The 25,661-nt window shown below is 67.7% G+C and carries 29 protein-coding genes and 1 riboswitch; of the genes, 16 read left to right on the forward strand and 13 right to left on the reverse strand.

Features of this window, described 5'->3' with window-relative positions:
* Positions 1-4: 4 nt before the first annotated feature.
* From AC2YG9_RS03205 to AC2YG9_RS03230, 6 genes are all read left to right on the forward strand, one after another.
* Complete coding sequence (locus tag AC2YG9_RS03205) at positions 5-868, forward strand: TIGR02587 family membrane protein (protein WP_487296473.1); 864 nt, start codon at positions 5-7, stop codon at positions 866-868.
* Positions 868-1,278: a hypothetical protein gene (locus AC2YG9_RS03210; protein WP_487296474.1), complete on the forward strand. Its 411-nt coding sequence runs from the start codon at positions 868-870 to the stop codon at positions 1,276-1,278. Before AC2YG9_RS03205 ends, AC2YG9_RS03210 begins: the two co-directional genes overlap by 1 nt.
* Before the next feature lie 61 nt (positions 1,279-1,339).
* Positions 1,340-2,074, forward strand: coding sequence for an SDR family NAD(P)-dependent oxidoreductase (locus tag AC2YG9_RS03215; protein WP_487296475.1), 735 nt, complete (start codon positions 1,340-1,342; stop codon positions 2,072-2,074).
* Positions 2,075-2,677, forward strand: a complete 603-nt coding sequence (locus tag AC2YG9_RS03220) for a DsbA family protein (RefSeq protein ID WP_487296476.1) — start codon at positions 2,075-2,077, stop codon at positions 2,675-2,677.
* 4 nt (positions 2,678-2,681) lie between these two features.
* Positions 2,682-3,056, forward strand: a complete 375-nt coding sequence (locus tag AC2YG9_RS03225; RefSeq protein WP_487296477.1) for a VOC family protein — start codon at positions 2,682-2,684, stop codon at positions 3,054-3,056.
* A gap of 55 nt (positions 3,057-3,111) precedes the next feature.
* A complete protein-coding gene (locus AC2YG9_RS03230) occupies positions 3,112-3,858 on the forward strand; it encodes a tetratricopeptide repeat protein (RefSeq protein WP_487296478.1) in 747 nt (248 codons plus the stop codon).
* Here the strand turns inward: AC2YG9_RS03230 and AC2YG9_RS03235 are convergent.
* From AC2YG9_RS03235 to AC2YG9_RS03245, 3 genes are read right to left on the reverse strand one after another with little or no spacing between them, the layout of a single operon-like run.
* Positions 3,855-5,018, reverse strand: coding sequence for a glutathionylspermidine synthase family protein (locus tag AC2YG9_RS03235; RefSeq protein WP_487296479.1), 1,164 nt, complete (start codon positions 5,016-5,018; stop codon positions 3,855-3,857). The two genes, AC2YG9_RS03230 and AC2YG9_RS03235, sit on opposite strands and share 4 nt — an antisense overlap.
* Before the next feature lies 1 nt (position 5,019).
* Positions 5,020-5,784 (reverse strand): PspA/IM30 family protein, encoded by a 765-nt coding sequence (locus AC2YG9_RS03240; protein ID WP_487296480.1) that lies wholly within the window; start codon positions 5,782-5,784, stop codon positions 5,020-5,022.
* A 12-nt stretch (positions 5,785-5,796) separates the two neighbouring features.
* Positions 5,797-6,243 carry a YjfI family protein gene (locus AC2YG9_RS03245; protein WP_487296481.1) on the reverse strand — a complete coding sequence of 149 codons (447 nt, stop codon included), beginning with the start codon at positions 6,241-6,243 and terminating at the stop codon, positions 5,797-5,799.
* A 379-nt stretch (positions 6,244-6,622) separates the two neighbouring features.
* On the opposite strand from AC2YG9_RS03245, the gene AC2YG9_RS03250 reads away from it, so the two are divergent.
* The 5 genes from AC2YG9_RS03250 (at position 6,623) to AC2YG9_RS03270 (ending at position 9,787) form a co-directional block, all read left to right on the forward strand.
* The gene (locus AC2YG9_RS03250; protein ID WP_487296482.1) at positions 6,623-7,288 is read left to right on the forward strand and encodes a DUF2491 family protein; all 666 of its coding nucleotides are present in this window, start codon (positions 6,623-6,625) and stop codon (positions 7,286-7,288) included.
* A gap of 35 nt (positions 7,289-7,323) precedes the next feature.
* Positions 7,324-7,740, forward strand: a complete 417-nt coding sequence (locus tag AC2YG9_RS03255) for a DUF350 domain-containing protein (RefSeq protein WP_487296483.1) — start codon at positions 7,324-7,326, stop codon at positions 7,738-7,740.
* Between the two features lie 15 nt (positions 7,741-7,755).
* The gene (locus AC2YG9_RS03260; protein WP_487296484.1) at positions 7,756-8,346 is read left to right on the forward strand and encodes a DUF1190 domain-containing protein; all 591 of its coding nucleotides are present in this window, start codon (positions 7,756-7,758) and stop codon (positions 8,344-8,346) included.
* 71 nt (positions 8,347-8,417) lie between these two features.
* Positions 8,418-9,320 carry an SDR family oxidoreductase gene (locus tag AC2YG9_RS03265; RefSeq protein WP_487296485.1) on the forward strand — a complete coding sequence of 301 codons (903 nt, stop codon included), beginning with the start codon at positions 8,418-8,420 and terminating at the stop codon, positions 9,318-9,320.
* A complete protein-coding gene (locus tag AC2YG9_RS03270) occupies positions 9,254-9,787 on the forward strand; it encodes an NUDIX hydrolase (protein WP_487296486.1) in 534 nt (177 codons plus the stop codon). Before AC2YG9_RS03265 ends, AC2YG9_RS03270 begins: the two co-directional genes overlap by 67 nt.
* Here the strand turns inward: AC2YG9_RS03270 and AC2YG9_RS03275 are convergent, their stop codons facing one another.
* On the reverse strand, positions 9,788-11,434 hold the full coding sequence (locus AC2YG9_RS03275; protein WP_487296487.1) for an AMP-binding protein: 1,647 nt from the start codon (positions 11,432-11,434) through the stop codon (positions 9,788-9,790).
* A gap of 128 nt (positions 11,435-11,562) precedes the next feature.
* Between AC2YG9_RS03275 and AC2YG9_RS03280 the strand changes: the two genes are divergently transcribed.
* Positions 11,563-11,943 (forward strand): RidA family protein, encoded by a 381-nt coding sequence (locus AC2YG9_RS03280; protein ID WP_487296488.1) that lies wholly within the window; start codon positions 11,563-11,565, stop codon positions 11,941-11,943.
* On the opposite strand, the gene AC2YG9_RS03285 is transcribed toward AC2YG9_RS03280, so the two are convergent.
* Genes AC2YG9_RS03285 through AC2YG9_RS03295 form a run of 3 tightly spaced genes read right to left on the reverse strand, consistent with a single transcriptional unit; the run spans position 11,940 to position 13,376 of the window.
* Complete coding sequence (locus AC2YG9_RS03285; protein WP_487296489.1) at positions 11,940-12,434, reverse strand: SRPBCC family protein; 495 nt, start codon at positions 12,432-12,434, stop codon at positions 11,940-11,942. The genes AC2YG9_RS03280 and AC2YG9_RS03285 overlap by 4 nt on opposite strands.
* A 1-nt stretch (position 12,435) precedes the next feature.
* The gene (locus AC2YG9_RS03290; protein ID WP_487296490.1) at positions 12,436-12,873 is read right to left on the reverse strand and encodes a MarR family winged helix-turn-helix transcriptional regulator; all 438 of its coding nucleotides are present in this window, start codon (positions 12,871-12,873) and stop codon (positions 12,436-12,438) included.
* 41 nt (positions 12,874-12,914) lie between these two features.
* Entirely contained in the window at positions 12,915-13,376 is a 462-nt protein-coding gene (locus AC2YG9_RS03295) for a copper chaperone PCu(A)C (RefSeq protein ID WP_487296491.1), read from the reverse strand.
* A 143-nt stretch (positions 13,377-13,519) separates the two neighbouring features.
* On the opposite strand from AC2YG9_RS03295, the gene AC2YG9_RS03300 reads away from it, so the two are divergent.
* Positions 13,520-15,295: a cation:proton antiporter domain-containing protein gene (locus AC2YG9_RS03300; RefSeq protein WP_487296492.1), complete on the forward strand. Its 1,776-nt coding sequence runs from the start codon at positions 13,520-13,522 to the stop codon at positions 15,293-15,295.
* A 164-nt stretch (positions 15,296-15,459) separates the two neighbouring features.
* On the forward strand, positions 15,460-16,524 hold the full coding sequence (locus tag AC2YG9_RS03305; RefSeq protein WP_487296493.1) for an OmpA family protein: 1,065 nt from the start codon (positions 15,460-15,462) through the stop codon (positions 16,522-16,524).
* A gap of 292 nt (positions 16,525-16,816) precedes the next feature.
* On the opposite strand, the gene AC2YG9_RS03310 is transcribed toward AC2YG9_RS03305, so the two are convergent.
* Both AC2YG9_RS03310 and htpX read right to left on the reverse strand, forming a co-directional pair.
* Positions 16,817-17,380, reverse strand: a complete 564-nt coding sequence (locus AC2YG9_RS03310; protein WP_487296494.1) for a TMEM165/GDT1 family protein — start codon at positions 17,378-17,380, stop codon at positions 16,817-16,819.
* 48 nt (positions 17,381-17,428) lie between these two features.
* A riboswitch (yybP-ykoY riboswitch) is annotated at positions 17,429-17,566 on the reverse strand.
* A gap of 25 nt (positions 17,567-17,591) precedes the next feature.
* Entirely contained in the window at positions 17,592-18,521 is a 930-nt protein-coding gene (htpX, locus tag AC2YG9_RS03315; protein ID WP_487296495.1) for a zinc metalloprotease HtpX, read from the reverse strand.
* Positions 18,522-18,696: 175 nt separating this feature from the next.
* On the opposite strand from htpX, the gene AC2YG9_RS03320 reads away from it, so the two are divergent.
* Positions 18,697-20,142, forward strand: a complete 1,446-nt coding sequence (locus AC2YG9_RS03320; RefSeq protein WP_487296496.1) for an AMP nucleosidase — start codon at positions 18,697-18,699, stop codon at positions 20,140-20,142.
* Between the two features lies 1 nt (position 20,143).
* Here AC2YG9_RS03320 and AC2YG9_RS03325 read toward each other — a convergent pair whose 3' ends face one another.
* A complete protein-coding gene (locus AC2YG9_RS03325) occupies positions 20,144-20,887 on the reverse strand; it encodes an alpha/beta fold hydrolase (protein WP_487296497.1) in 744 nt (247 codons plus the stop codon).
* Between the two features lie 101 nt (positions 20,888-20,988).
* Between AC2YG9_RS03325 and AC2YG9_RS03330 the strand changes: the two genes are divergently transcribed.
* Positions 20,989-22,260 carry a Xaa-Pro dipeptidase gene (locus AC2YG9_RS03330; protein WP_487296498.1) on the forward strand — a complete coding sequence of 424 codons (1,272 nt, stop codon included), beginning with the start codon at positions 20,989-20,991 and terminating at the stop codon, positions 22,258-22,260.
* On the opposite strand, the gene AC2YG9_RS03335 is transcribed toward AC2YG9_RS03330, so the two are convergent.
* From AC2YG9_RS03335 to yidC, 3 genes are all read right to left on the reverse strand, one after another.
* On the reverse strand, positions 22,257-23,093 hold the full coding sequence (locus AC2YG9_RS03335) for a hypothetical protein (protein ID WP_487296499.1): 837 nt from the start codon (positions 23,091-23,093) through the stop codon (positions 22,257-22,259). The two genes, AC2YG9_RS03330 and AC2YG9_RS03335, sit on opposite strands and share 4 nt — an antisense overlap.
* Positions 23,094-23,157: 64 nt before the next feature.
* Positions 23,158-23,802: a ribosome biogenesis GTP-binding protein YihA/YsxC gene (gene yihA, locus AC2YG9_RS03340; protein ID WP_487296500.1), complete on the reverse strand. Its 645-nt coding sequence runs from the start codon at positions 23,800-23,802 to the stop codon at positions 23,158-23,160.
* Entirely contained in the window at positions 23,799-25,655 is a 1,857-nt protein-coding gene (yidC, locus tag AC2YG9_RS03345) for a membrane protein insertase YidC (RefSeq protein ID WP_487296501.1), read from the reverse strand. The genes yihA and yidC overlap by 4 nt, the downstream gene beginning before the upstream one ends.
* Between the last annotated feature and the right edge of the window lie 6 nt (positions 25,656-25,661).

The raw sequence follows: 25,661 nt of genomic DNA on the forward strand, positions 1-25,661 counted from the left end.
GCCGATGGCTGGGCAAGCAAAGGCCGGACGGGGAAGCGCGCTGCTCTCGCCGCCGGCCAATCTCGACTATCTGACCAGCCTGCTGCGGGCGGCCGGCGGGGCGCTGCTGTTCGCCTTCCCCCTGCTGATGACCATGGAGATGTGGTGGCTGGGTCATTCTATGGAGCGCTGGCGGTTGCTGGTCTTCGTCGCCTCGTCCATCCCGATGCTGCTGGGCCTGTCCTATTTCGCCGGCTTCGAGCCGACCTTCCGCCTGCTGGACGAGGTTCTGGACGCCTTGGCCGCCTTCGCCGTCGGCATGCTCGTTTCCCTGATCTCCCTGTCGCTGCTGGGCCAGATCGGGCCCGGGATGACGGCCAGCGAGGTGGTCGGCAAGCTGGCCGTCTGCGCCATTCCGGCCAGCATCGGCGCCCTGGTCGCCGGCAAGCAGTTCGGGGGCCGAAAGGGCGATGGCGGGCAACGGCAGAAGGAACATATCGGCTATCTCGGTCGCCTGTTCCTGATGTCGGTCGGGGCCATCTTCCTGGCCTTCAGCGTCGCCCCGACCGAGGAGATGATCCTCATCGCCTACGTGATGAGCCCCTGGCATGGGCTCTTGCTGGCGGCGGCGACCCTCCTGCTGCTGCACGGCTTCGTCTATGGCCTGGGCTTTCCCGGCCAGGACAACCGGCGCGGCGATCACAGCATCCTCCGCACCCTGCTGACCTTCACCCTGCCCGGCTACGCCATCGCCCTTCTGATCAGCCTGTATTGCCTGTGGGCCTTCGGGCGGCTGCAGGGCACGAGCCTTCATGAGATCGCCCAGATGACCGTCGTCCTCGCCTTTCCCGCCGGCCTCGGGGCCGCCACCGCCCGGCTGGTGATCTGATGGCCCGCAAACCCGCCAAGCCCTCGCCGGGCGCCCACGGCACGCCCCTGCTGGAATGGGTCGCCGGCGCCGTCGGCCTGACGCTCGTGCTGCTGACCCTCGGCGTCATCGGCCACGAGGCCCTGTTCGGCGACCCTTCGCCGCCGTCGATCACCGTCGAGGCGCGCCAGGCGTTCGCCGTCAAGGGCGGCTGGCTGCTCGAGGTCGAGGTGATCAACGAAGGCGGCTCCCCGGCCGCCGCCGTGGTTATCGAGGGCGAGCTGACGCCGATCGGTCAGGCCCCGGAAACCGCCGAGGCGACCTTCGACTATGTGCCTGATCACTCCCGGCGGCGCGGCGGGCTGTTCTTCAGTCACCATCCGGCCGTCGGGCAGCTGACCCTGCGCGCCAAGGGCTTCACCGAACCCTGAGACCGGTGATTGACAGCGTAAGTTTTTATTCTGTACTTACTCGTCAAACCCGGGAGCCACCATGTCCGACCGCAAAGTCTGTCTCGTCGTCGGCGCCGGCATCGGTGTCGGCGGCTCCATCGCCAAGGCCTTCGCGGCCGAGGGCATGGCCGTGGTCATGACCCGCCGGCCGCGCAATCTCGACCAGCTGGAAACCCTCGCCGCAGAGATCCGCGCCAACGGCGGCGAGGCCCACGCCATGGGCGTCGACGCCCGCGACGAGGCCGAGATGACCGCCCTCTTCGATCGCATCGAAAAGGACATCGGCCCGCTGGAGGTGGTGGTCTTCAACATCGGGGCCAACGTCCACTTCAACATCCGCGAGACCACGACGCGGGTCTACACCAAGGTCTGGGAAATGGCCGCCCTGGCCGGCTTCCTGACCGGGCGCGAAGCCGCCCGGGTCATGGTCCCGCGGGGTCGCGGCAGCATCCTGTTCACCGGCGCCACGGCCAGTGTCCGGGGCCGCGACGGCTTCTCCGCCTTCGCCGGCGCCAAGCACGCCCTGCGCGCCCTGGCCCAGAGCATGGCCCGTGAGCTGGGCCCCCAGGGCATCCACATCGCCCACATCATCTGCGACGGCAGCATCGACGGGGTCTTCACCCGCGAGCGCATGCCCGACGCCGACGCCCGCCTGGCGCGCGGCGAGATCCTCGACCCCGACGAAATCGCCCGCAACTATGTGTGGCTGCACAACCAGGGCCGCTCGGCCTGGACCTTCGAAATCGACCTGCGCCCCTGGACGGAGACCTGGTGAATGACAAAGCAACTCGACTTCATCTTCGATTTCGCCAGCCCCAACGCCTACATGGCATCGATGGTCCTGCCCGGCATTCTGGAGCGGACGGGCGCCACCCTGAACATCATCCCCTGCCTGCTCGGCGGCCTGTTCAAGGCGACCGGCAACCAGGCCCCCTTCACCGCCTTCGGCGGCATCAAGGGCAAGATGGACTACGAGATGCTGGAGAGCCGGCGCTTCGTGGCCAAACATGGCCTGACCCGGTTCCGCATGAACCCGCACTTCCCGATCAACACCCTGCTGATCATGCGCACCTTCTGCGCGGCCGGGCTGGAAGGCGTCGGCGAGCGCTACATGGAGGTGGTGCTGAAGGCCATGTGGGAAGACGGCCAGAACATGGGCGATCCCGAGGTGGTCGCCAAGGTCCTGAACGACGCCGGCCTCGACGCCGCCGCCCTGATGGCCCGGGGCCAGACCGACGAGGCCAAGGCCATCCTGGTCAGCAACACGGCCGCCGCCGCCGACCGCGGCGCCTTCGGCATCCCGACCTTCTTCGTCGGCGACGAGATCTTCTTCGGCAAGGAACGGCTGGGACAGGTTGAGGAAGAACTGGCAGGCTGAGGCCATGACCATCCTCGCCGCCGAGCCTCAGCTGTACGCCACCGACATGGCGGCGGCGCTCGACTTCTATACGGGCAAGCTCGGCTTCAAGGTGACCATCAGCCACGGCGAGCCGCCCTTCTGGGCCCAGGTCGTCCGCGACGGCGCCCGGCTGAACCTGCGCCACGCCGACCGGCGCCCCTTCTCCGACGCCTTTATGGCCGAGGAGGGCGACGCTCTCAGCGCGACCCTCACCCTTGATATCGCCGAGCCGCTGTTCCTCGAATACCAGGCCGCCGGTGTCGCCTTCCACCAACCGCTGCGCACCGAGCCCTGGGGCGCCCGCACCTTCATCATCGCCGACCCGGACGGCAATCTGATCCTCTTTGCCGGCGGGTAGTGGCTGCACAGGCGGCGGCGGGCGCGCTAGCCTCTCTCCGAACAGGGGGATCATCATGCCGGCCATCAGAACCATCGTCGTCAGCCTGGCGGCGCTCGCCGCGCTTGGCGCCGGCCAGGCCGCACGCGCCGCCATGACCGAGGGGGGCGATGGCTGGGAACTCTGCGTCAAGGACAACAAGGTCCCCGCCGCCGACCGCATCGCCGGCTGCACCCAGGTCATCGACGCCGGAATCTGGGAGGGCGAGAACCTCGGCCTGGCCCGATCCCTGCGCGGTCTGGCCAAGGCCCAGGGCGAGGACTACGCCGGGGCCCTGACCGATCTGGACGCGGCCCTGGCGCTGCGTCCGACCGATACCGAGGCGCTGCTGGTCCGCGCCCAGGTCTACAGCGCCCTCAAGCGGCACGACGACCAACTGGCCGATCTCGACAAGGTGCTGGCCATTCGCCCCCGGTCGTCCGAGGCCCTGAACGGCCGCTGCTGGACCCGGGCCGAACTCAACCGCGAGCTCGACAAGGCCCTGGATGACTGCAACGCCGCGCTGAAGATCATCCCCAACAGCCCGGCCTTCCTCGACAGCCGGGGCCTGGTCCATCTGCGCGCCGGCCGCTGGGACGACGCCATCGCCGATTACACCGGCGCCCTGGAAGGCGCGCCCAAACAGCCCTGGTCGCTTTACGGCCGCGGCATCGCCAGGATCCGCAAGGGTGACCGCAAGGGTGGCAAGGCCGACATCGCCGCCGGCAAGGCCTCCTGGGATGGCATCGAAGCCGCCTTCGACGCCTACGGGATCAAGCCCTAGTCGACGACGATGGCGTGCGGCAGATAGCGGCTCATGTTCTTGGTGACGGGGCCGTTGTCTTCCCGAATGCCCATCCCGGCCGCTTCGGTCCCGACGATCCAGGCGCCGATGACGGGATAGTTTCCGTCGATCTTCGGCGGTTTGTGCAGGGCCTGGCGAATCCAGCCCTCGGCCCCGTAGCCCTGGTCGAGCACCGGTTCGGCGACGCCCGCCTCGACCAGCTCGATGTTGGCCCCCTCGCGGGAGAACAAAGGCTTGCGCACATAGTTCTCGCCCAGCGCCGCGGCCCCCGGATCGTCCTCGAACCAGGCCTCGAGCAGGTTGGGATGGCCGGCATGGCGCTCCCACAGCATCGGCAACAGACCCTTGTTGCTGAGCAGGCTCTTCCAGGCCGGCTCCAGGAACTGGGTCTTCGAGGCGGCGACGTTTGTGGCGTAGTCCTCGCGCAGCATCATCTCCCAGGGATAGAGCTTGAAGATCGCCTGGATGATGTCGCTCTGCTCGTCGACGAAGCGGCCGTCGCCGTCCAGCCCGATGTCGTGGATTGACACGAACTTGGGGGTCAGGCCGGCCTGGACAGCCAGGTCCTCGAGGAACTTGACCGTCTGGCGATCCTCGACATGGTCGGGATCGCTGGAGAAATGCACATAGCCGCCGTTCGGAAAGATAGCGCCGAAGCGGTCGCGCAGCTTCTCGAACAGGCTGTTGAACTGATCGGCATCGGCCGGCAGCGAACCGTCCTTGATCCGCGCCTCCAGCCACAGCCACTGGAACACCGCCGTCTCGAAGATGCTGGTCGGGGTGTCGGCGTTGTACTCGTACAGCTTGGGCGGACCCTTGCCGTCGTAGGCGAAATCGAACCGCCCATAGAGGCTGGGATCGCCCCGCAGCCAGCTGTCGGCCACGTAGTCACGGTGGGCCTCGGGGATGGCGAGGCGTTCCATGATCCGTTCGGACTTCACCGCCTCGCCGACGAAATCGAGACACAGGGCGTGCAGGGATTCCGCCGCCGTCTCGATCTCCTCGGCCTGGGCCAGGGTAAAGCCGTACCAGGCGGTTTCGTCCCAGTACTGCTGGCCGTCCATGTGGTGGAAGGTGAAGCCGACGCGCTCGGCCTCGGCCTTCCAGTCCCACCGCGGCTGGATGGAATGACGGATCAAGCTATTGCTCGTCCTTCTTCACGGGGACCTTCTCGGGAGCCTCGATCTGCAGGCGCGGGGCCTCCAGCTTCATCGACTCGCCCTTGGGGGCCATCAGCCGCTCCAGCACCTCATGGGCGTTGGTCTCGCCCGCCAGGATGCCTGCGTTGCGCAGCTTGGCGTCGAGGTCGGCGCCGGTGCGGCGGTCTTCCAGTTCGCCGGCCGCCCGGAACTTTTCCTCGTTGATCGCCTGGCGCTCCTTGATGCGTTTCAGGCTGTCGGCGGCCGAGCCGACCGTCGAGCTGGCGCTGCCGCTGCGGGCGACGATAGCCGACTGGGCGCGCTGGACGCTGTCGTTGACCTTCACCACCTCGATCTCGCGGCGCAGGGCTTCGATCTTGGTGTCGGTCTGGGCGATGATGACGCGCAGCTTGTCCTCGGCCTGGCGCAGCTGGAGGACCTGCTCGGCCTTCTGGGTGGCGTCGCGCTCAAGGTCGGCGATGCGCTGGGCCACTTCCAGGGCCAGGGCCTCGTCGCCCTTGGCCATGGCCGCCCGGGCCGAGGCTTCGTACTTCTGGGCCTGCTGGGCGAACTGCTTGCCCTCGGTTTCCAGCATGCGGCGGCGGGCGACGAGGCCGGCCATGTCGTCCCGGGCCTTGGCCTGGGCGGTGTCGGCGTCGCGGATTTCCTGATCGAGGATGCGCAGGGCGTTGGCGTCGATCACCTTCTGCGCGCCCTCATGGGCGGTGCCGCGGAAGAGGGCGGAAAACTTGCTCCAGATGGACATGGTGTCTTCTCCCTATTTCGCGGACTTGAAGGATTCACGCAGGTCGCTGGCCGCGTCGATCGCGTTCTCGGCCAGGGTGCGCAGTTCGATGAGGATGGTCTGCAGGCTGGTCTTGGCGGCGATTTCGCCGAACAGCTCGTAGTAGTCGCGGCCGTCGATGGTGGTGATGCCGAAGTTGGACAGCGGCACCAGCTTCTGGGCCTTCAGGAGGAAGACGTTGAACTCGTTCTGGTCCTCCTGCTCGTCGACGGGCCACAGCACGACCGAGACGACAATCTGCTCGGGGCCGGCGCTGACGTAGATAGGCAGGTCGCCGTACTCGCACATGGTGACCAGCAGCACCGGATCAGCGCCCTCGATCACCTGGGCCTTGAGCTCGCCCTCGCGAACCAGGCTGCTGTAATCCAGCTCCCGCTTGAGCGCGTGGATGGTCCACGCCGTGTCGATCACCTGATCCATGGGCCTGCTGCCTTTCGGTGCGCCGGTCCAACCGGGCGCTCTGCTGGAGTCTATCACGATGGCGCGCACGGCGTTCTGAATGTCCGCCTTGCATGCCGCCGGCGCCCACACTTCCAGCTTTACGAACCCCGCGCGCTTGCGGGCCTCGCGCCATTCGCGGGTCCGGGTCACGGCTTTGTCCGCTCGGGTGGGAGCCTTGGGCATGCGTTCAAGGTATGCGTACCATGAACGCTTGACAAGGGGGAAAGAAGGGCGTCGTATCGGCCAATGGCGCAAGGAGGCGCCGCCCGGTGGATATCGAACCGTCACGACGGTTTTGCGCATCATCGCAAACATTGCGTTGCCGCGCGTCGCGGGCCAGACTCCGTAACGTAGACGTGTGCGTGAGGGCCCCCTGATGTTCGGCAAGCTGTTCGGGCGCAAGGACGAGGCAGGCCCAGCCGATCATCTGGCGGTGGTGCGCAACATCACGGTCGGTCGGACCATCATGCTCGATCCGCTGGCCTGGCGCCGGCTGGGCGTGGACGCCAGCTTCAAGATGGACCGCGACACCCTGGAGATCACCGCCCAGGGCCTGATCAGGCTCGACGCCGGCGGCTATGTGCACCGCTTCTACACCGACGATCACCTGCTGTTTCAGGCGGTCAGCGACGAGAAGGACGGCAGCGACGCCAACGACTTCACCCTGTTCATGCCCTGGCGCAGCGCATATCCGGCCAGCGGCCAGGAGAAGCGGCTGTGGAACGACCGGCTGCAGGATCCGGTGTGGCTGGAGGACGACCTGCCGCCCTTCCAGCGATACTGGTTCAGCGAGGACGAGGGCCGCCAACCGCCGGTCAGCTTCTGGGAGGACATCTGGGACGACCGCGCCGCGGCCGCGCCCTACGCCCGCATCTTCCAGACCTGCATGCTCTACGCCCGCGACCTCGGCGGCGAGGGGCGCGAACTGCTGCTGGCCATCGCCATGGAGCCGGAAAAGGGCGGCGAGCTGACCCACGAGATCATGGTCGGCGTGCCGCTGGCCATTGGTGAATTCTCGGCCTGAACGGCCGCAACCGAGTCCAACGGGAGGGAACCCGAATGAGCTTCGACTTCATAATCTTCAAGACACAGGCCCTGTACTTCCTGATCGCCTTCCTGGCCTCGGGCGTGCTCGCCATCGCCTTCAAGGTCATCTACCAGTGGATGACCCCCTACAAGGAAACCGACCTGATCAAGCAGGGGAACGTCGCCGCGGCCATCGCGCTCGGCGGGGCCCTGGTCGGCTATGTCCTGGCCCTGGCTTCGGCCCTGGCCCACACCACCAGCCTGCCCGAACTGCTGGCCTGGGGCGTGCTGGCCGGCGTCATCCAGATCGTCGCCTTCACCATCGTCCGCGTCCTCTTCCTGAAGGACGTCAAGGCGCGCATCGAGGCGGGCGAGATCGCCACGGGTGTCTACCTGGGCAGCGTTTCCATCGCGGTCGGCCTGATCAACGCCGCCTGCATGACATCGTAAGGGGCCCTGACCGCCATGATGCGATCCAAATCCCTGACCCTGACCAGCCTGATGTGCGGCGCCTCTCTGACCATCGGGGCCTGCGACAACACCCCGGACATCTCCAGGGCCGAGGCCCAGCTCAACAAGGACCCGGTCGAGGCCTTCGCCTACGCCAGCCTCGACCAGTGCAAGGCCGAAAACAAGGTCAGCGACGAAGAGTGCGACAAGGGCTATGCCGCCGCGCTCAAGGACGACGCCAACGCGCCCAGGTACGCCGAACAGAAGAGCTGCGAAGAAATCCACGGCCAGGGCCAGTGCGTGCCGCGCAGCCAGGCCAATGGCGGGGGCAGCTTCTTCACCCCGCTGCTGACCGGCTTCATCATCGGCCGCATGCTGGACGGCGGCGGTTACCGCGGCACCGGCCTCTATCGGCGCGGCGGCGACTATTACACCGGCTGGGGCGGCCGGGTGAACCACGACTACGCCACCGGACGCACCTCCGTGGGCCGACAGGGGATCGATCCCCCGGCCTCGGTTCGCCAGGCGCCACAGCGGGTGCAGACCCGCAGCACGGTGGTGTCGCGCGGCGGCTTCGGCGGCGGCGGGCGGTCTTACGGGGGCTGACGTTTGCGTAAAGGGGGCTTGACCGACCCAAGGTCAGCCCCTCCCCTCTCCCTGCAAAAGGGAGACACGCCATGACCTTCGCCGCCGACGACCTGATGTACCGCCCGGGCCTGATGAAGGGCCAACGCATCCTGATCACCGGGGGCGGCACGGGCCTAGGCAAAGTCATGGCCGAGGGCTGCATGATGCTGGGCGCCGACGTCTACATCTGCGGTCGGCGCGGCGGCATTCTCGAAGAGACCGCCAACGAACTGATGGCCGCCCATCCGGACGGCGGCAAGGTCACCGGTATCGCCTGCGACATTCGCGTGCCCGAGGCCATCGAGGAGATGGTCGAGACCATCTGGGCCGACGGCCCCCTGACCGGCCTGGTCAACAACGCCGCCGGCAATTTCATCAGCCGCACGGAAGACCTGTCGCCCCGCGGCTTCGACGCCATTTCCAACATCGTCTTCCGGGGCAGCTTCTTCGTCACCCAGGCCTGCGGCAAACGGTGGATCAAGGAAGGCCTCAGCGCCTCGGTGATCTCCATCCTGACCACCTGGGTGTGGAACGGCGGTCCGTTCACGGTGCCCAGCGCCATGTCCAAGGCGGGCCTCAACGTCATGACCCAGTCGCTGGCCGTCGAATGGGGCCCCAAGGGCATCCGCTTCAACGCCATCGCGCCGGGCCCCTTCCCGACCGAGGGCATGAGCGCCCGGCTGAACCCCGGCGAGAGCGCCTATGGCGACATGCGCGGCAACCCCATGGGCCGGGTCGGCGAGATGCGCGAACTGGCCAACCTGGCCGTCTATCTGTTGCACCCGCTGTCGACCTATGTGAACGGCCAGACCATCGCCATCGACGGCGCCGCCTACAATGCCTCGGGCGGCAACTTCGCGCGCATGACCGAATGGGGTGACGAACAATGGGCCCAGGCGACGGCCGCGATCCGGGCGACCAACGAGAAGGACCGGGCCAAGCGCACGGTCTGACGCCGCGCGAGCGGCTGACGGTCCGGCTGGTGCTGTTGTCGCCGGCCGACCGGCTGTTGTTGCTGAACTTCGATGACGGACGCTACGCCGGCTGGTGCACGGTCGGCGGCGGCGTCGATGACGGCGAGAGCCTGATCGGCGCGGCCAGGCGCGAGTTGCTGGAAGAGACGGGGCATGCGGAGGCCGACTTCGGTCCGGTCGTGTGGCGGCGTCAGCACGACATGCTGGTCGAGGGCGAACCGCGCCGGCTGGTCGAGCATTATTTCATCGCCCGGGTCGGGCACGAGCGGCTGTCCGAACACGGATGGACGGACCTCGAACGCCAGGTCGTGAAGGCCATGCGCTGGTGGCCGGTCGAGGAGATCGAGGCCAGCGAGGAGCCCATCTTTCCGGGCGGACTGGCCGGGCATCTGCGCAGGCTGCTCGCCGGTGATATTCCGGACCAGCCGCTACAGATCGGCGAGTAGTCAGGCCTTGACCCCCAGCGCCTCAAGCGCCTGGGCCCTGACGCCCTTGTAGTCGACCTTGCCGTTCGGGGCGCGAACCACCGGGGCCAGCACCAGGGCCCTTGGCGCCTTGTAGTCGGCCAGTTTGCCCTTCAGGTGGGCCGTGAAGTCGGCGAGCTCCAGCGACACCCCCTCCCGCACATCGACCACCGCGCAGACCTTCTCGCCGAACCGCGCGTCGGGGATCCCCACCACCACCGCGTCCTTCACATCCGGATGCAGTTTCAGCGCCTCTTCGACTTCCTCGGGAAAGACCTTCTCGCCGCCGGTGTTGACCACTTGCGAGCCGCGTCCGAGCAGCTTCATCGTCCCGTCGGCGTTGACCTCGGCAAAGTCGCCCGGCAGCGACCAGCGCCGACCCTCGTACTCCTTGAAGGTCTTCGCCGACTTCTCCGGGTCCTTGTAATAGCCGACCGGGATAAAGCCGCCGACCGCCACCAGCCCGCGCTCGCCCGACCCCGGCTCGACCCGCGAGCCGTCCTCCTTGAACACCGCCGCGTTGGGCCCGACCAGGAACTGCGCCGTTCCGGCCTCCGCCCCCTTCACCGACTGCGAGCCGCCGAGGCCCACCGCCTCCGACGAGCCCAGCGAATCGAAGATCACGCAGCCCTCGGGCAGATGCGCCAGCAGGCCTTGCTTGTTCTCATAGGACCAGACCGTCCCGGACGATCCCAGCCGCTGGACCTTCGACAGATTCCACCGCCCCGGCGTCGCATTGAGCGCGTCGAGCATCGGCGCCGCGAAGGCCATGCCGACGATGGAGACGCTGTTGGCCCCGGTCCGCTCGACCTCGTTCCACAGTTCGATGGGGTCGAACCGGCGCGAGGGCAGGCTGACGATGCAGCCCCCGCCGGTCAGGGCCCCGAAACTGCCGAACTGCGCCGTGCCGTGCATCAGCGGACAGGCCACCACCACCACGGACGGCGGCGGCAGGACGATATCGCCGGCCTTGCCGGTCGTCACCCGCACGGCAGCCTCGGCCGGGGTCTCCAACGGCGGGATGCCGGCCGCAACATTGCCGCCCGCGCCCAGCACCTGGAAGAGATCATCCTGGCGCCACATCACCCCCTTGGGCATGCCGGTGGTGCCGCCGGTGTAGAGCAGCAGCAGGTCGTCGCCCGAGCGACCCCAGGGGGCCACGAACCGGTCGGCGCCGGCCCCGACGATGCCTTCATACTCGTCCGCCCAGGCGGGAATCGCCGCGCCCGGCTCGGCCACCGCCACCCAGGCCTTCACCCCCGGCAGCCGGTCCTTGATCGCTTCGAGCTTGTCGGCGAACCCGGCGTGGAAGACCACCGCCTCGGTGTCGGCGTTGTCGAACAGATAGAACAGCTCTTCAGGCTCGTACCGGTAGTTGGTGTTGACCGGCGCCAGCCCCGCCTTGAAGGCCGCGTAGTAGCTCTCGAGATACTCAGGCGCGTTGTAGAGGAAGGCGGCCATCTTGGCCTGATGGCCCAGGCCCCTGGCCACGAAATACGCCGCCAGGGCGTTGGCCCGCCGGTCGAAGTCACGCCAGCTGACCACCCGATCGCCCTGGATCTGGGCCGGACGCTCCGGCGTCGCCGCAGCGACCGCTTCCCACACGTCCGCGAAGGTCCAGCCGGCCATCTCGTCACTCCCTCAAACACTTGTTTTGCGAGAGTTAGCGGGCTTCCGCTGGGTCGTGTCAACGCATGCTGACAGACAGTTGGCAGCAGGGGTGGCGCATGGTCCCGCCAACACAGGAGGACACAACCATGCTGCGCAAGTTCAACCCCGAAGGCGTTCCCGCGCCCCCCTTCTACAGCCACGCCGTCGAGGTCAGATCGCCCGACCGCTGGCTCTACATTTCCGGCCAGGTCGGCCAGCGGCCCGACGGCTCTGTCGGCGGCGAGATCGGCGAGCAGACCGCCATCGCGGTGGAGAACCTCAAGCGCGTTCTGGCCAGCGGCGGGATGGGCGTCGAGGACCTGGTCAAACTGACCATCTACATGACCGACGAGGCCAGTCTCGGCGGCTTTGCGCAGCCCGCCGCCGCCCTGCTCAGCCAGCCGCCGGCGGCGACCACCCTGCTGATCGTCAAGGGCCTGGCGGATCCGCGCCTGTTGATCGAGATCGAGGCGGTGGCCGAACGCTAGGCGGCGGCCAGTTCTTTCAGCCAGGTCTTGAGCGTGCTGTCGAAGCCGAACACGAACCGGCCCAGCGCCCGGAAGGCCAGGTTGTCGACGAAGCCGTGTTCGCTGACCCGAACGCGGCTTCCCGTCCCTTCCGGGGTCAGTTCGATCAGCCAGTATCCGCCGTAGGCCATGCCCTTGGTCAGGATGGTCGTGCGCCAGCGCCGCCCCGGCTCCTCGACGTCGAGGGCGTAGTCGACCTTGTCGCCCTGGCTGATTTCCCGCCACAGCACCCGCTCGCCCTCGCGCCGGACCTGGTCGGTGATCACCCCCTTGCGCCAGGCCGGATAGCCGGCCGGATCGACGATGCGGGCGGCGACGACATCGGGCGCCTGGGCGATCAGGGCCTCGCCGGTGGCGACATGCTGGCGCGGCAGCACGGCGCCGGTGATCAGGACGCCGCCGACCAGCACGACCAACAGCCCTACCAGGCCCAGAGCGATCTTCAGAACCATCTCACCCCTCCCGATATCGTCGCGCCGCCTGGGCCAGCAGCGCCAGGCCCTCGACGGCCCGCTGACGATCCGCCGGTTCGAGCAGGCCCAGCACCCCGGCCACCCGGCCGGCGTCGAGCACCGAATCCTCGGCCAGCGCCGCCCGGCCGCCATTCGTCAGCCGCACCCGTCGCCGCCGCGCATCCTCGGACGGCGCGTCCTCGATCAGGCCCAGGCCCGCCAGCCGCTTGAGCGTCGCCGACAGCGACGAGGCGGCCACCCCCAGATGGCGGGCCAGTTCGCCGGCCCCGATGCCTTCCGCGACATCGATGTGGGTCAGTACACCGGCCTCGCGGCCGGTCAGGCCACGGGCCGAGCGCTCACGGGTGCGATGCTCCTCGTGGCAGGCGAAGTAGATCTGCGGATAGGCGCGCAGAATGGCGAAGACGTCCGGGTCCATGCGGTGAAGCTGGACCCGGCGAAATCGTTCGTCAAAACGAACTAGTGGTGAGCGGCAGCCGCCGGAGCCGGTCCGGCCGCCCGTACGGCGAACGAGACGGTGACCGAACCGGCCTTCTCGAACTTCAGGGTCACCGGCACGGTCTCACCGACCTTCAGCGGTTTCTTCAGCCCGATCAGCATCAGGTGGAAACTCTCGGGCTTCAGGGCCACGGTCTTGCCGGCCGGCAGTTCGATGCCGCGCGGGCGTGGATGCATCATCGCCTTGCCGCCCATCACCATGCTCTCGTGCATCTCGACCCGCCCGGCGACGGGGGTCGAGGCGGAAACCAGGCGGTCGGCCTTGCCGCCGTTGGCCAGCACGACATAGCCGACCCCGTTGCCGCCTTGCGGCGCGGGTCGCGACCAGGCGCCGGAGATGTCGATGGCGCCGGCCTTGGCGGCGTAGGCCGCCGTGGCCAGCAGGGTGGCAGTGGCGGCGAGGATCAGGGTGCGTCGGATCATGGGTGGGGTTGTCCTGGGCGCTTGTGACCCGGGTATGGCGCCCCGGGCGGAATTCTGAGTGGCGCGGCCATAAACCGACCCGGAGGGGTTCCGCAACAACCGCCGCGTGGGTCATACTGGGCGCACACGAACAAGGAGGTGGAATGGCGACGGAAGTTTCTCCGGGCGAGTACAAGGATGTTGTGTTGTTCCTGGCCACGGCCGGGATCGTGGTGCCGCTGTTCCGCCGCTGGAACATCAGCCCGATCCTCGGCTTCCTTGGCGCGGGCATTGTGCTGGGGCCGTTCGGCCTCGGCGCCTTCAGCGACCAGTTTCCATGGCTGTCGGCGGTTACCGTCGAGAACCCGAAGGATATAGCCCAGCTCGCCGAGTTCGGGGTCGTCTTCCTCCTCTTCATGATCGGCCTGGAGCTCTCCTGGGAGCGATTGCGCCTGATGCGTCGCTACGTCTTCGGCATGGGCGGGCTGCAGGTCGCCCTGTCCGGGGCCGCCATCGCCGGCGCCGCAATGCTGCTGGGCCAGCCGCCGATCGCGGCGGCCGCCATCGGCGCCGCCCTGGCGCTCAGTTCGACCGCCGTGGTCATGCCGCTGCTGGCCGAACGCAAGCGCCAGCACAGCCAGGCCGGCCGCGCCACCTTCGCCATTTTGCTGTTCCAGGACCTGGCCGTGGCGCCGATCCTGATCACCCTCGCCGTTCTCGGACGCCAGGGAGACAGCGCCTTCGTCCTCAAGGACCTGCTGGCCTTCGCCCCGGCAGTGCTCGGCCTGCTGGCCCTGTTCGTCATCGGTCGGCTCCTGCTGCGGCCCATGCTGCGATCGGTGGCCAAGGCCAAGAGCGAGGAGCTGTTCATGGCCGCCAGCCTGCTGGTGGTCATTGGCGCCGGGCTGCTGGCCGCCCTGACCGGCCTGTCGATGGCGCTGGGCGCCTTCGTCGCCGGCCTGCTGCTGGCCGAGACCGAGTACCGCCACGAGGTCGAACGGACCATCGAGCCGTTCAAGGGCCTGTTGCTTGGCCTGTTCTTCGTCTCCATCGGCATTGGCCTGGACCTGTCCAAGCTGATCGCCGACCCGCTGCCGATTCTCGGTATGGCCATTGGCCTGATGCTGCTGACCGGGGCCGTGGTCTTCGGCCTGGCCAGGCTGTTCGGCCTCAAAAGCCGGGTCGCCCTGGAGACCGCTCTGCTGCTGGCCGCCGGCGGCGAGTTCGCCTTTGTCATCCTGGACAGCGCCATGAACGCCGGCGTCGTCGCCGAGTCCGCCGGTCAGACCATCCTGGTCGCCTCGACCCTGTCGATGATCTGCATCCCCTTCCTGGCCGGCTTCGGCGCCCGGCTGGGCGGTCGGCCCGGCGCCAACCCCCAAGGGGTGGCCGTTGAGCCCGACGCCGAGGGGCCCGTCGATTCGGGCGTGCTGGTCATCGGCTATGGCCGGGTCGGCCGCCTGGTCGGCGACATGCTGGGGCGTCACGACATCCCCTGGGTCGGGGTCGAGCGCGATCCCCGTCTGGTCGAATCGGGCCGGCGGGCCGGAGCCCGCATATTCTTCGGCGACGCCTCCCGCGCCGACTTCCTCAAACACTGCGGCCTCGACAGCGCCCGGGCCCTGATCATCACCATGGACAGCCCGGAAGGGGCCGAAGCGGTGGTCGCCACGGTCCGGGAAATGCGCCCTGATCTGACCATCGTCGCCCGCGCCCGCGACGCCCGCCACGCCAAGCGGCTCTACGAACTGGGGGCCACCGACGCCGTGCCGGAGACGATCGAGGCCTCATTGCAGCTTTCCGAAGCCGCTCTGGTGGAAATCGGCATTCCGATGGGTCTGGTCATCGCCTCGATCCACGAACGGCGGGATGAGTTCCGAAAGGAGCTCAACCGCCCGGAATCCTTGGGCGGGCGGCGTCGGCTACGCGACGTCCGCTAGCCCGAAACTGCAACCGCAGCCCGATTAATTCGCCCGAAAGGGGATCGTGGCAGAAAAATGAACTCCGGTGTGGCTTCGCGGGCACTTTGCGTGGCGCTAGGCGTTGCTATAACTGGGACTGAAGCGACCTCGTGTCGCATCGTGGGCAAGAGAGGGCTCTTTCTATGAAACTCAAGCTTCTGGCGGGTGCGGCTCTTGCTGCGACGCTCGTGGCGTCCGGCGCCTCGGCGCAGGATTCCGGTTGGTACGGCGCTATCGACCTCGGCTATCACTGGTCGGACGACACCAACTACGACTCCGCTCTGGGCGACCTGAACGTTGATCCGGACGACTCCTGGATCGGCGCGGCTCGCCTGGGCTACCGCCTGTCGCCGCATTGGCGCGTGGAACTCGAAGGCGCTTATCGCCCGGGTGAAATTCCGGCCCCCATGGGCGGCGTTTTCCCGGACGGCGGCGACTTCGAAGTCTGGTCGCTGATGGGCAACGTCATCGTTGACCTGATCCCGGACGGCGACCTGAGCCCGTTCGTCGGGGTCGGCGCGGGTATCGCGGGCGCCCAGATGGACGGTGTCAACGCCCCGTTCCTGATCGTCGACGACAGCGACGCTGTTTGGGCCTGGCAGGCCATCGCCGGCGTCACCGCCAAGGCGACCGACCGTATCAACGTCGATCTGACCTACCGCTTCTTCCAGACCGACGACTTCAACTTCGAGAACCCGGGCACGGCTGGCCCGCTGGAAGGCAAGTTCAACGACCAGTCGGTGACGGTCGGCATCCGGTACAGCTTCGCTGGCCCGCCGCCGCCCCCGCCGCCGCCGGTGGTCGAGCCCCCGCCGCCCCCGCCCCCGCCGCCCCCGCCGGAACCGCCGCCGCCTCCGCCGGCCCCGGTGTACGAAGCGCGCGAATTCATCGTCTACTTCCCGTTCGATCAATCGATCCTGACGCCGGAAGCCCAGACCGTGGTTTCGGAAGCCGCCCAGTACGCTTCGGCCGGTAACGCCACCCGCATCGTGGTTGTCGGTCACGCCGACACCTCCGGTTCGGCCAAGTACAACGTCGGCCTGTCGCAGCGCCGTTCGAAGGCCGTCGCTGACGCCCTCGTCGGCCTCGGCGTCGACACCGGCAAGCTGGCCGTGGACTGGAAGGGTGAATCCGAGCCCGCCGTCGCCACCGGCGACGGGGTGAAGGAACCCCTGAACCGCCGCTCGACGATCTCGATCAACTTCTGATCCTGATCTCAAGCGACAACGCTTAAGCGAAGGGCCCGAGGGAAACCTCGGGCCCTTTTGCTATGCGCTCTCCGCCCTTGGGGCGGAGGACAGCTCTGGAGCGCGAGCGACAGAGCAGGAGGCGGGACTTCCACCGGCGGATGTGCGCTGTGTCCGAGGGCGCCGGCGTGTAAGGGAACGCGCTAATCACCCACTGCCTGTGGGCCCGCCTCCTGCTTTCTCGCTTGAAGGCTCGAAAGCGGTCCTCCGCCCAGAGGGCGGAGAGCTTGAGTCTCGCGCCTTCCCTGAAGTCCTACCCCGCGACCAACACCCACACCCCGACCGCGGCGAACCCCGCTGCCGCGACCCAGCGGATCACCTTCAGCGGGATCTTCGTCGCCGCAACTTCGCCGAGGAACACCGCCGGCGTATTGGCGAGCATCATGCCGAGGGTCGTCCCGGCCGCGACCACCGCCACATTGTGGAACTGCGCCCCGAGCGCCACCGTCGCCACCTGCGTCTTGTCGCCCATTTCCACCAGGAAGAAGGCCACCGCCGTAGTCAGGAAGATCGAGCCGGCCTTCAGCGCCGGCGGCGCCTCATCCTCTTCGAGCTTGTCGGGGATCAGGGCCCATCCGGCGAACGCCAGGAAGGCGATGCCCAGCACCCACTTCATCCACGGGCCGTTCAGCAGGCCCGCCGCCAGCTGGCCGACGAATGCCGCCAGCGCATGGTTCAGCAGGGTGGCGACGAGAATGCCCAGCAGGATGGGAACGGGCCGGCGGAACCTGGCCGCCAGGAGGATGGCGAGCAGCATGGTCTTGTCGCCGATCTCGGCGATGGCCACGAGCCCGGTGGAGACGAGGAAGGCTTCCATTGGATATCCTGGCGGGGCCGAAGACGGACCATTGGCGTGACGTCGCTTAGCCCCGCAAGAGCCACGACGTTCGCCAAAGGTCTCGCCAGGCTTAAAAGGCCGACGCCGCCATGAGCCCGAGGGTCTCAAGTTTGTTGACGGCGTCCCCGCTGGATGCGCGGTCGGCTACTCCCCAGTGACAGGGGTCAGATAGCGGTCAGACCCTGCCGGATCAAGCCCAGGGCCCGGTCTTCCTTGTATCCTTCGTCGTCGGCACCGCCGTCGTACGCGGCCCTTCGACGATCGGTCCCGCGCGGCCGGTCAGCCTGCGCAGCGCCTCGATGCGGTTGCGGGTGTTGGGATGGGTCGAGAACAGGTTGTCCGCCCCGTGGCCCGACAGCGGGTTGATGATGAACATCTGGGCCGTGGCGGGATTGCGCTCGGCGGTGAAATTGGGCTCGCGGTGAGCCCAGCCGTCGATCTTGGCCAACGCACTCGCCAGAGCGTCCGGATCGCCGCTGATCTCGGCCCCGCCCTTGTCGGCCTCGTACTCGCGGCCGCGCGAGATCGCCATCTGCACCACGGCCGCCGCCAGCGGCGCCAGAATGGCCAGCGCAATGGTCCCGATCAGCCCCGCCGGCCGGTCGCGGTCGCCGCCGAAGAACAGGCCGATGTTGGCCAGAGCCGAGACCGCCCCGGCGATGGTCGCGGTGATGGTCATGGTCAGGGTGTCGCGGTGGCGCACATGGGCCAGTTCATGGGCCATGACCCCGCGAATTTCCCGCCGGTCGAGCATCCTGAGCAGGCCGACCGTGGCGGCCACAGCGGCGTTCTGAGGATTGCGCCCGGTGGCGAACGCGTTCGGCTGCTCGCCCTCGATGACGTAGACCTTGGGGCGCGGCAGACCGGCCCGGTCGGCCATCTCCACGACATCGCCGACATAGGTGCGGATCAAGGGCTCCGGGTGGCTCTCGTCCACCTCCACCGCGCCGTACATGCGCAGCACGATCTTGTCGGCGTTCCAGTAGCTGAACAGGTTCATGCCGCCGGCGAGAACCAGGGCAATCAGGGCGCCGGTGGCCCCGCCGATGACGTAGCCGGCGACGAGGAAGATGGCGGTCAACGCCGCCAGCAGCATGAAGGTGCGCAGGGTGTTGTTCATGGACCTGATGTGGTGGCCGTCGCCGCCGGTTCAAGCATGGGCTTGGGGACGCCCCAAGGAACGGCCCCAAGGAACGGTCCCAAGGAACGCCCCTTGTAATGATCAGACCCAAGAGTTGTTTGTGACGCAGGGTCAGGCGTCTCCCATTTTTCACAAGTCGCCGTTATAAGGCGCCATGAAAAAGCAAAAAGAAGCCGTCGCCATCGTCGAGCGACTTGAACAAGAATACGACCGATCCGTCTCCTGCCTGCGTGAGAACCTCAAGGCCTTCCTCGAAGAAGGCCGGCGGCCGGACCCCTCCCTGCGCGAAAACGGCGCCTACGCCTATCCCGAACTGCGGCTCAGCTGGTCGGGCGAGAGCGGCTATCCGGTGATCACCCGCGCCTATGCGCGGCTATCGGACCCCGGCCATTACGCCACCACCGTCACCCGCCCGGCCATGTTCCGCGACTATCTGGTCGAACAGCTGGCGCACCTGATGGAAGACTTCGATGTCGATGTCGATGTCGGCCGCTCGACCCAGGAAATCCCCTTCCCCTACGTGCTGGATGGCGGCGACCTTTCCCTGGCCGACGCCCAGGCCAGCGAGATCGCCCGCTTCTTCCCGGCCACCGAGCTGGCCTACATCGGCGACGAGGTGGCCGACGGCCTGTGGGACCCGCTGATGGCCGAGGACCGGCCGCTCGCCCTGTTCGACGGCCTGCGCACCGACTTCTCGCTCGCCCGCCTCAAGCACTACACCGGCGCCCCGGCCGAGCATGTCCAGCAGTACATCCTGTTCACCAACTACCACCGCTATGTCGATGAGTTCGTGCGCTGGGGCTGCGAGCAGCTCAAGGAGGGCCACTACGAGGCGCTCAGCTGTTCGGGCGGGGTCTATGTCACCAAGGACACCCCTGACCCCGAGCTGGCCGTCGCCAACGGCGCCTGGCGGCGTCACCAGATGCCGGCCTACCACCTGATCGCCCCGAACGGTCAGGGCATCACGCTCGTGAACATCGGCGTTGGCCCGTCCAACGCCAAGACCATCACCGACCACCTGGCGGTTCTTCGCCCGCAGGCCTGGCTGATGATCGGCCACTGCGGCGGGCTGCGCGGCAGCCAGCGGATCGGCGACTATGTCCTGGCCCACGCCTATCTGCGCGAGGACCATGTGCTGGACGCGGTGCTGTCGCCGGATATTCCCATACCCTCCATCGCCGAGGTGCAGCGGGCCCTCTACGACGCCGCCAAGCTGATCAGCGGCGAGAGCGGCGAGGCCCTCAAGCGCCGCCTGCGCACCGGCACCGTGGTCACCACGGACGACCGGAACTGGGAGCTGCGCTACACCTCCAGCGCCCTGCGCTTCAACCAGAGCCGGGCCGTCGGCATCGACATGGAAAGCGCCACCATCGCCGCCCAGGGCTTCCGCTTCCGGGTGCCCTACGGGACGCTGCTCTGCGTGTCGGACAAGCCGCTGCACGGCGAGATCAAACTGCCGGGCCAGGCCAACGCCTTCTACGAGCGCGCCATCGGTCAGCACCTGCAGATCGGCATCGCCACGGTGGACCTGCTGCGCGCCGAAGGCCCGCGCCTGCACAGCCGCAAGCTGCGCGCCTTCGACGAGCCGCCGTTCCGCTGATCTAGGCGGACAGGAAGTCCACGATCACCCTGCACAGGGCCGGCTCGCCGACCGCCGTCAGGTGGTCGCCGGGGACCCGCACGGCCTTGGCATTGGGCATGGCCATGGCCAGCTTTTCCGGGTTGCCGTTGTCGGCGTCGTCCTGGCCGCAGACGATCAGGGTCGGCACGTCCAGCGTTGCCAGGTCCTCGGCCGTCGTGGGCACGAAGCTGGAGAGCACGCCCAGCAGCGCCTGCGGATCTAGGCCGATGGCCTTGATCCGCGCCTGGATGTACCTGCCGGCCCGCGGATCCTTCGCGTTCTCGCCGTTACGGATGCTGTCCTCGAACATCGCGGCCCGGGCGCCGGCCTCCATGATGCCGGTATCGCCCATGCCGCCGAGCGCGCAGCGCCGGGGCCGCGCCCCGCCGACCATGAACCGCACCGCCGTCCGCGCCCCCAGGCTGTAGCCGACCAGGTCGTAGTCAGTCAGGCCCAGATGCTTGACCAGCGCCGCCTGATCCCTGGCCAGCACATCGCCGGGCCAGGCCGATGCCTCATGAGGCGCGGCCGAGGCTCCGTGTCCGCGAAGGTCCGGCGCGATCACCTCGAACCCCGCCTCGGCCAGGGCCGGAGCGATTCCCGGCTCGAACCAGTTGAGCGTGGCGTTGGCGATGAAGCCGTGCAGCAGCACCACCGGGCGGCCGGAACCAACCCGCTGGAAGGCGATCTTCTGGCCGTCGAAACTGTCGAAATGCTCGGTCATGCCGACGAGGGTGGCGCAAGGGGCCGGCCAGGCGCAACCCCGCCGTTTCCTTCGCCGCCGAATGCTTCTAGCGTCGGCGGCTTCCAAGGGGAGCCTACACCATGCGTAAACTGGCCCTGATCGGCGCCGCCGCCCTCAGCCTCATCGCCGGCGCGGCCAGCGCCGCCACCGTCGTGGTTACCGCCGGGCGCCTGCTCGACGTGCGCACCGGCAAGTATATCGAAAAGCCCCTGGTGGTGATCACTGACGGCAAGATCACCGCTGTCGGCAGCCAGGCCAGCATGACCGTCCCCGCTGACGCCACGAAGGTCGATCTGCCCGGCCTGACCCTGCTGCCCGGCCTGATCGACATGCATGTCCATCTCGACAGTTCGCCGCTGTATGGCGGTTACGGCGGCCTGCGCTTCACCGACGCCTTCTGGACCGTGGTCGCCGTGAAGAACGCCGAGGCGACGCTCAACGCCGGCTTCACCACCGTGCGCAACGTCGGCGCCGACCGCTTCAACGATGTGGCGGTCAAGGAGGCCATCGAGGAAGGCTTCGCCAAGGGCCCGCGCATCGTGCCGGCCGGCTATGCGATGAGCGCCACCGGCGGCCACTGCGATTCGACCTACTTCCCGCCCAGCGCCAACCAGACCGCCCCCGGCGTCGCCGACGGCCCGGACGCGGCCCGCGCCAAGGTCCGCTGGCTGAAGAAGTACGGGGCCAAGGTGATCAAGATCTGCGCCACCGGCGGGGTCTTCTCCAACGACGCGGTCGGCGTCCAGCAGATGACGCTGGAAGAGATCAAGGCGGTCACCTCCGAGGCCCACATGGCCGAGATGAAGGTCGCCGCCCACGCCCATGGGCCGGAGGGCATCCTGGCCGCCATCGAGGGCGGCGTGGACACCATCGAGCACGCATCCCTCGTCGACGACGCCGGCATCAAGGCCGCCCTCAAGCACGGCGCCTACTTCGGCATGGACATCTACAACACCGAATACACCCAGGCCGAAGGGCCCAAGAACGGGGTGCGCGAGAGCGAGCTGAAGAAGGACCGCGACATCGCAGAAGCCCAGCGGCAGAACTTCTGCAAGGCTGTGAAGGCCGGGGTGAAGCAGGTCTACGCCACAGACGCCGGTATCTTCCCGCATGGCGACAATGCCAAACAGTTCGCCGTCATGGTCCGTTATTGCGCCACCCCGCTGCTGGCCATCCAGAGCGCCACCATCACCGCCGCCGAGGCCCTGGGACAGACCGGCGAGGTCGGTGAGATCAAGGCCGGCGCCTGGGGCGACCTGATCGGCGTCGAGGGCGACCCGCTGGCCAATGTGCGGGTGCTGGAGAGCGTAAAGTTCGTGATGAAGGGCGGCGAGGTGGTGAAGGGCCCCTAGTCCTTCAGAGCCTCGATCTTCGTGGTCATCTCCGGGGTTTGGCAAAAGCCGGCAGGCAGCGCCTTGCTCCGGTCGGCCATGGCCTTGCATTTCCACGCCGCCGTATCCTCGTCGATCATGTCGAGCGGCTCGCGCGCCGGATCGCCCCGGGCGATGGCGACCCCCAGTTCCTCGTAGAACTTCGCCCAGCCCGGACGGTTCTCGGCTTCCGGATCGGGCTGGGACCCGGCGCGCGGAGCAAACACCGCCTTGTCGACGCCGGCCAGCCGCTTTGCCGCCTCCCCGTACAGGCCCAGCTGGCGTTCGGCGTTGGCGGCGCGGGCCTGCAGCACGGCCCAGACCAGATCACCCTGCTTGGCCGGCGTCGCATCGACGGCGGCGACGAAGGCCTTGTCATACCGGGCCTGGCGGGGCGGATCGTCATCGGTCTCCCAGGTCGCCCGCAGCAGGATCCACGGCTGATCCTCCGAACCGGGCTTCAGCCGGCCCTCCAGCCAGGCGGCGCGGAAGTAGGGGGTTTCCTTGTCGGCCACCAGCGCCCTGTACTCGGCGGAGACGACCAGCGCCTTCAGGCTCTCGAGCTCGGCCTTGTCGAACTCGCGGTACATGACCAGGCCATTGCCCGGACAGACCGGCAGCGGCATGGGGAAGATCCAGCTGCCATAGGGTTTGCCGTCAGGCCGGGCGCCCCAGGTGCTGTAGCTGGCGGTTTCGGTGTGGGTGAAGGACTCGCCGCCGACCGCGCATTTCATCTTCACCGGAAACGGCGTGCCGGCCATGGCGGCGGGGGCCGAAAGCAGCAGAGAGGCGAGAACAAGACCGGCGACACGCATCTGGACGCTCCTTGATTTGGAGGCCCAGCCTGCATCAGATTACAATTGTCGTCCAGACCGAATTTCAGGCCTCGCAGACAGCCTTGATCTCGGCCCGCAGCTCGGGAAGGCCCGTGCCCTTTTCGGACGAGGTGGCGATCACCCGCGGGAAGGCGGCCGGGCGCTTGGCGATCTGGCCCTGGGTCTTGGTAACCAGGGCCGCCGCCTCGGCCGGCTTGATCTTGTCGGCCTTGGTCAGCACGATCTGGTAGCTGACCGCCGACAGGTCGAGCGCGTCGAGCGCCTCCTTGTCGACCTCTTTCAGGCCATGGCGGGCGTCGATCAGCAGATAGACCCGCTTCAGGTTGGGCCGGCCGCGCAGGTACTGGCGGCCCAAGTCCTGGAACTTGTTGGCCGTCGAGCGCGACACCCGCGCGAAGCCGTAGCCCGGCAGGTCGACGAGACGGATCTTGTCGGCCAGGACGAAGAAGTTGATCTCCCGCGTCCGGCCCGGCTCGTTGGAGGCCCGGGCCAGCTTCTTGTGGCCGACCAGGCCGTTGATCAGGCTGGACTTGCCGACGTTGGAGCGGCCGGCGAAACAGACCTCGGGCAGGTCCGGCTCCGGCAGGCCGTCCATCTTCACCGCCCCCATCATGAACGTGGCCTGGCCGGCGAACAGCACCCGCGCCGCCTCCAGTTCCTCGTCCGAAAACAGGGGGTCGGTCGTCATCCGACCGCCTTGGCGCTGAACCGGCCGAAGAAGTCGTCGATCGGGTTATCGACCTTCAGCCGGTGCATGATGATGTACTGCTGGAAGATCGAAAGGATGTTCGAGAACGTCCAGTAGATGATCAGGCCGACCGCGAAGGGGGCCATGATGAAGGTGAACAGGATCGGCATCAGCTGGAAGATGCGCTGTTGCATGGGGTCCGGCGCCGGCGGGTTCATCGCCGTCGTCAGCCACATGGTGAAGCCGTAGATCAGCACGCAGATGCCAAGGCCCAGGGCCCCGGCGCCGAAGCCGAGGGCGGTGGGGTGAGTGGTCAGCAGACCACCGACCAGCGGCAGCGTCCCCGGGTCGTAGGGGATCAGGCCGAACAGGTTCCAGATGTTGGTCGGATCGCGCGCCGACAGGTCCTTCACGAAGCCGATGAAGGGGGCGTGGCGCATCTCGATGGTCACCGACAGCACCTTGTAGAAGGCGAGGAAGACAGGAATTTGCAGGAACAGCGGCAGGCAGCCGGCGACCGGATTGACCTTCTCGCGCTTGTACAGCTCCATCGTCTCGGCCTGCAGCTTGGCCGGGTCGTCCTTGTACTTTTCCTTCAGCGCGTTCATCGGCTCGGTGAGCTTCTTCATCCGGCTCATCGACTCGTAGGACTTGTTGGCCAGCGGGAAGAGCAGGATGCGCACGCAGAGGGTGACCGCCAGGATGGCGACGCCGAAGTTGCCGACGAAGCCGTAGAAGAATTCCAGGGCCGCGAAGAAGGGTCGGGTCAGGAACCACAGCACGCCCCAGTCAATGGCGCGGGTCAGTTCCGGAACGGGCTGGGCGGTGGCATGACCCTCGATGCCCTGCTGATAGTCCTTCAGCACCTCGGCGCGCTTGGCGCCGGCGAACAGGCGGGTGGTTTCAGTGGCCGAGGCGCCCGGCGCGAGGGTGCGGTCCGCACCGACGGCTTCAGTGATATAGTAGTCGCGGCCTTCGACGGTGAACTGTTGATAGCTGGCCTTGATGGCCTCGCCCTGGTTCGGGATCAGCGCCGTCAGCCAGTATTTGTCGGTAATGCCCAGCCAGCCGCCGGTCGTGGTCCAGCGCTGGTTGTCCTTGGCCGATTCCTTCTTCCACGCCGGGTACTTCCGCAGCCGCAGCGACTTGTCGAGCCAGCCGACGGCGCCCTCGTGCACGTTCTGGCCCTTGCCGGCTTCCGGCGGCAGGCCGGCGCGGCGCACTTCGGCGACCGGGCGCAGGGTGACAGCGCCGGCGCCGGTGTTGGTCACCCGGTCGGTGACGGTGAACATGTAGTGGTCGTCGACGGCGATGGTCCGGTCGAACACCAGCCCCTGGGGCGAGGTGTAGGTCAGCACGACCGGCGTCTTCTCGGTCAGCACCTGGCCGCTCTTCACGGTCCAGGCAGTGTTGCGGTCGGGCAGGCCGGGGACGTTGTCGGCCTTCCAGCTGAACACCGAATAGAAGGCGTTGGCGGTGGCTTCCGGCCGCAGCAGGTCGACGCGCGGCGAGGTCTTTTCGAGGGTCTGGCCGTACTGCTGCAGGAACAGGTCATCGACCAGGCCGCCGGTCAGGTTGACCGAACCGGTCAACACCGGCTTGCCATCATTACGGGTCGCGATCGGGACCCGCGGCGACTCGGCGATGGCGGCGACCCGGGAAAGGTTGCCCGCCCGCGCGGTCGGCGTGACCGGCTTGCCGGGCGTCGGGACCTTCTTCTCGACGGCGGCCTTGGCGGCGGCCTCCGCCCGCTTGGCCTTGGCCTGCGGCTCGAGGACGAACAGCTGGTAGCCGAACAGCAGGATGATCGCGATGACGAAGAAGGCGACCGTGTTGCGGTTTTCTTTTTGCATGGAGCG

It is taken from the genome of Caulobacter sp. SRI_014 (assembly GCF_057586315.1).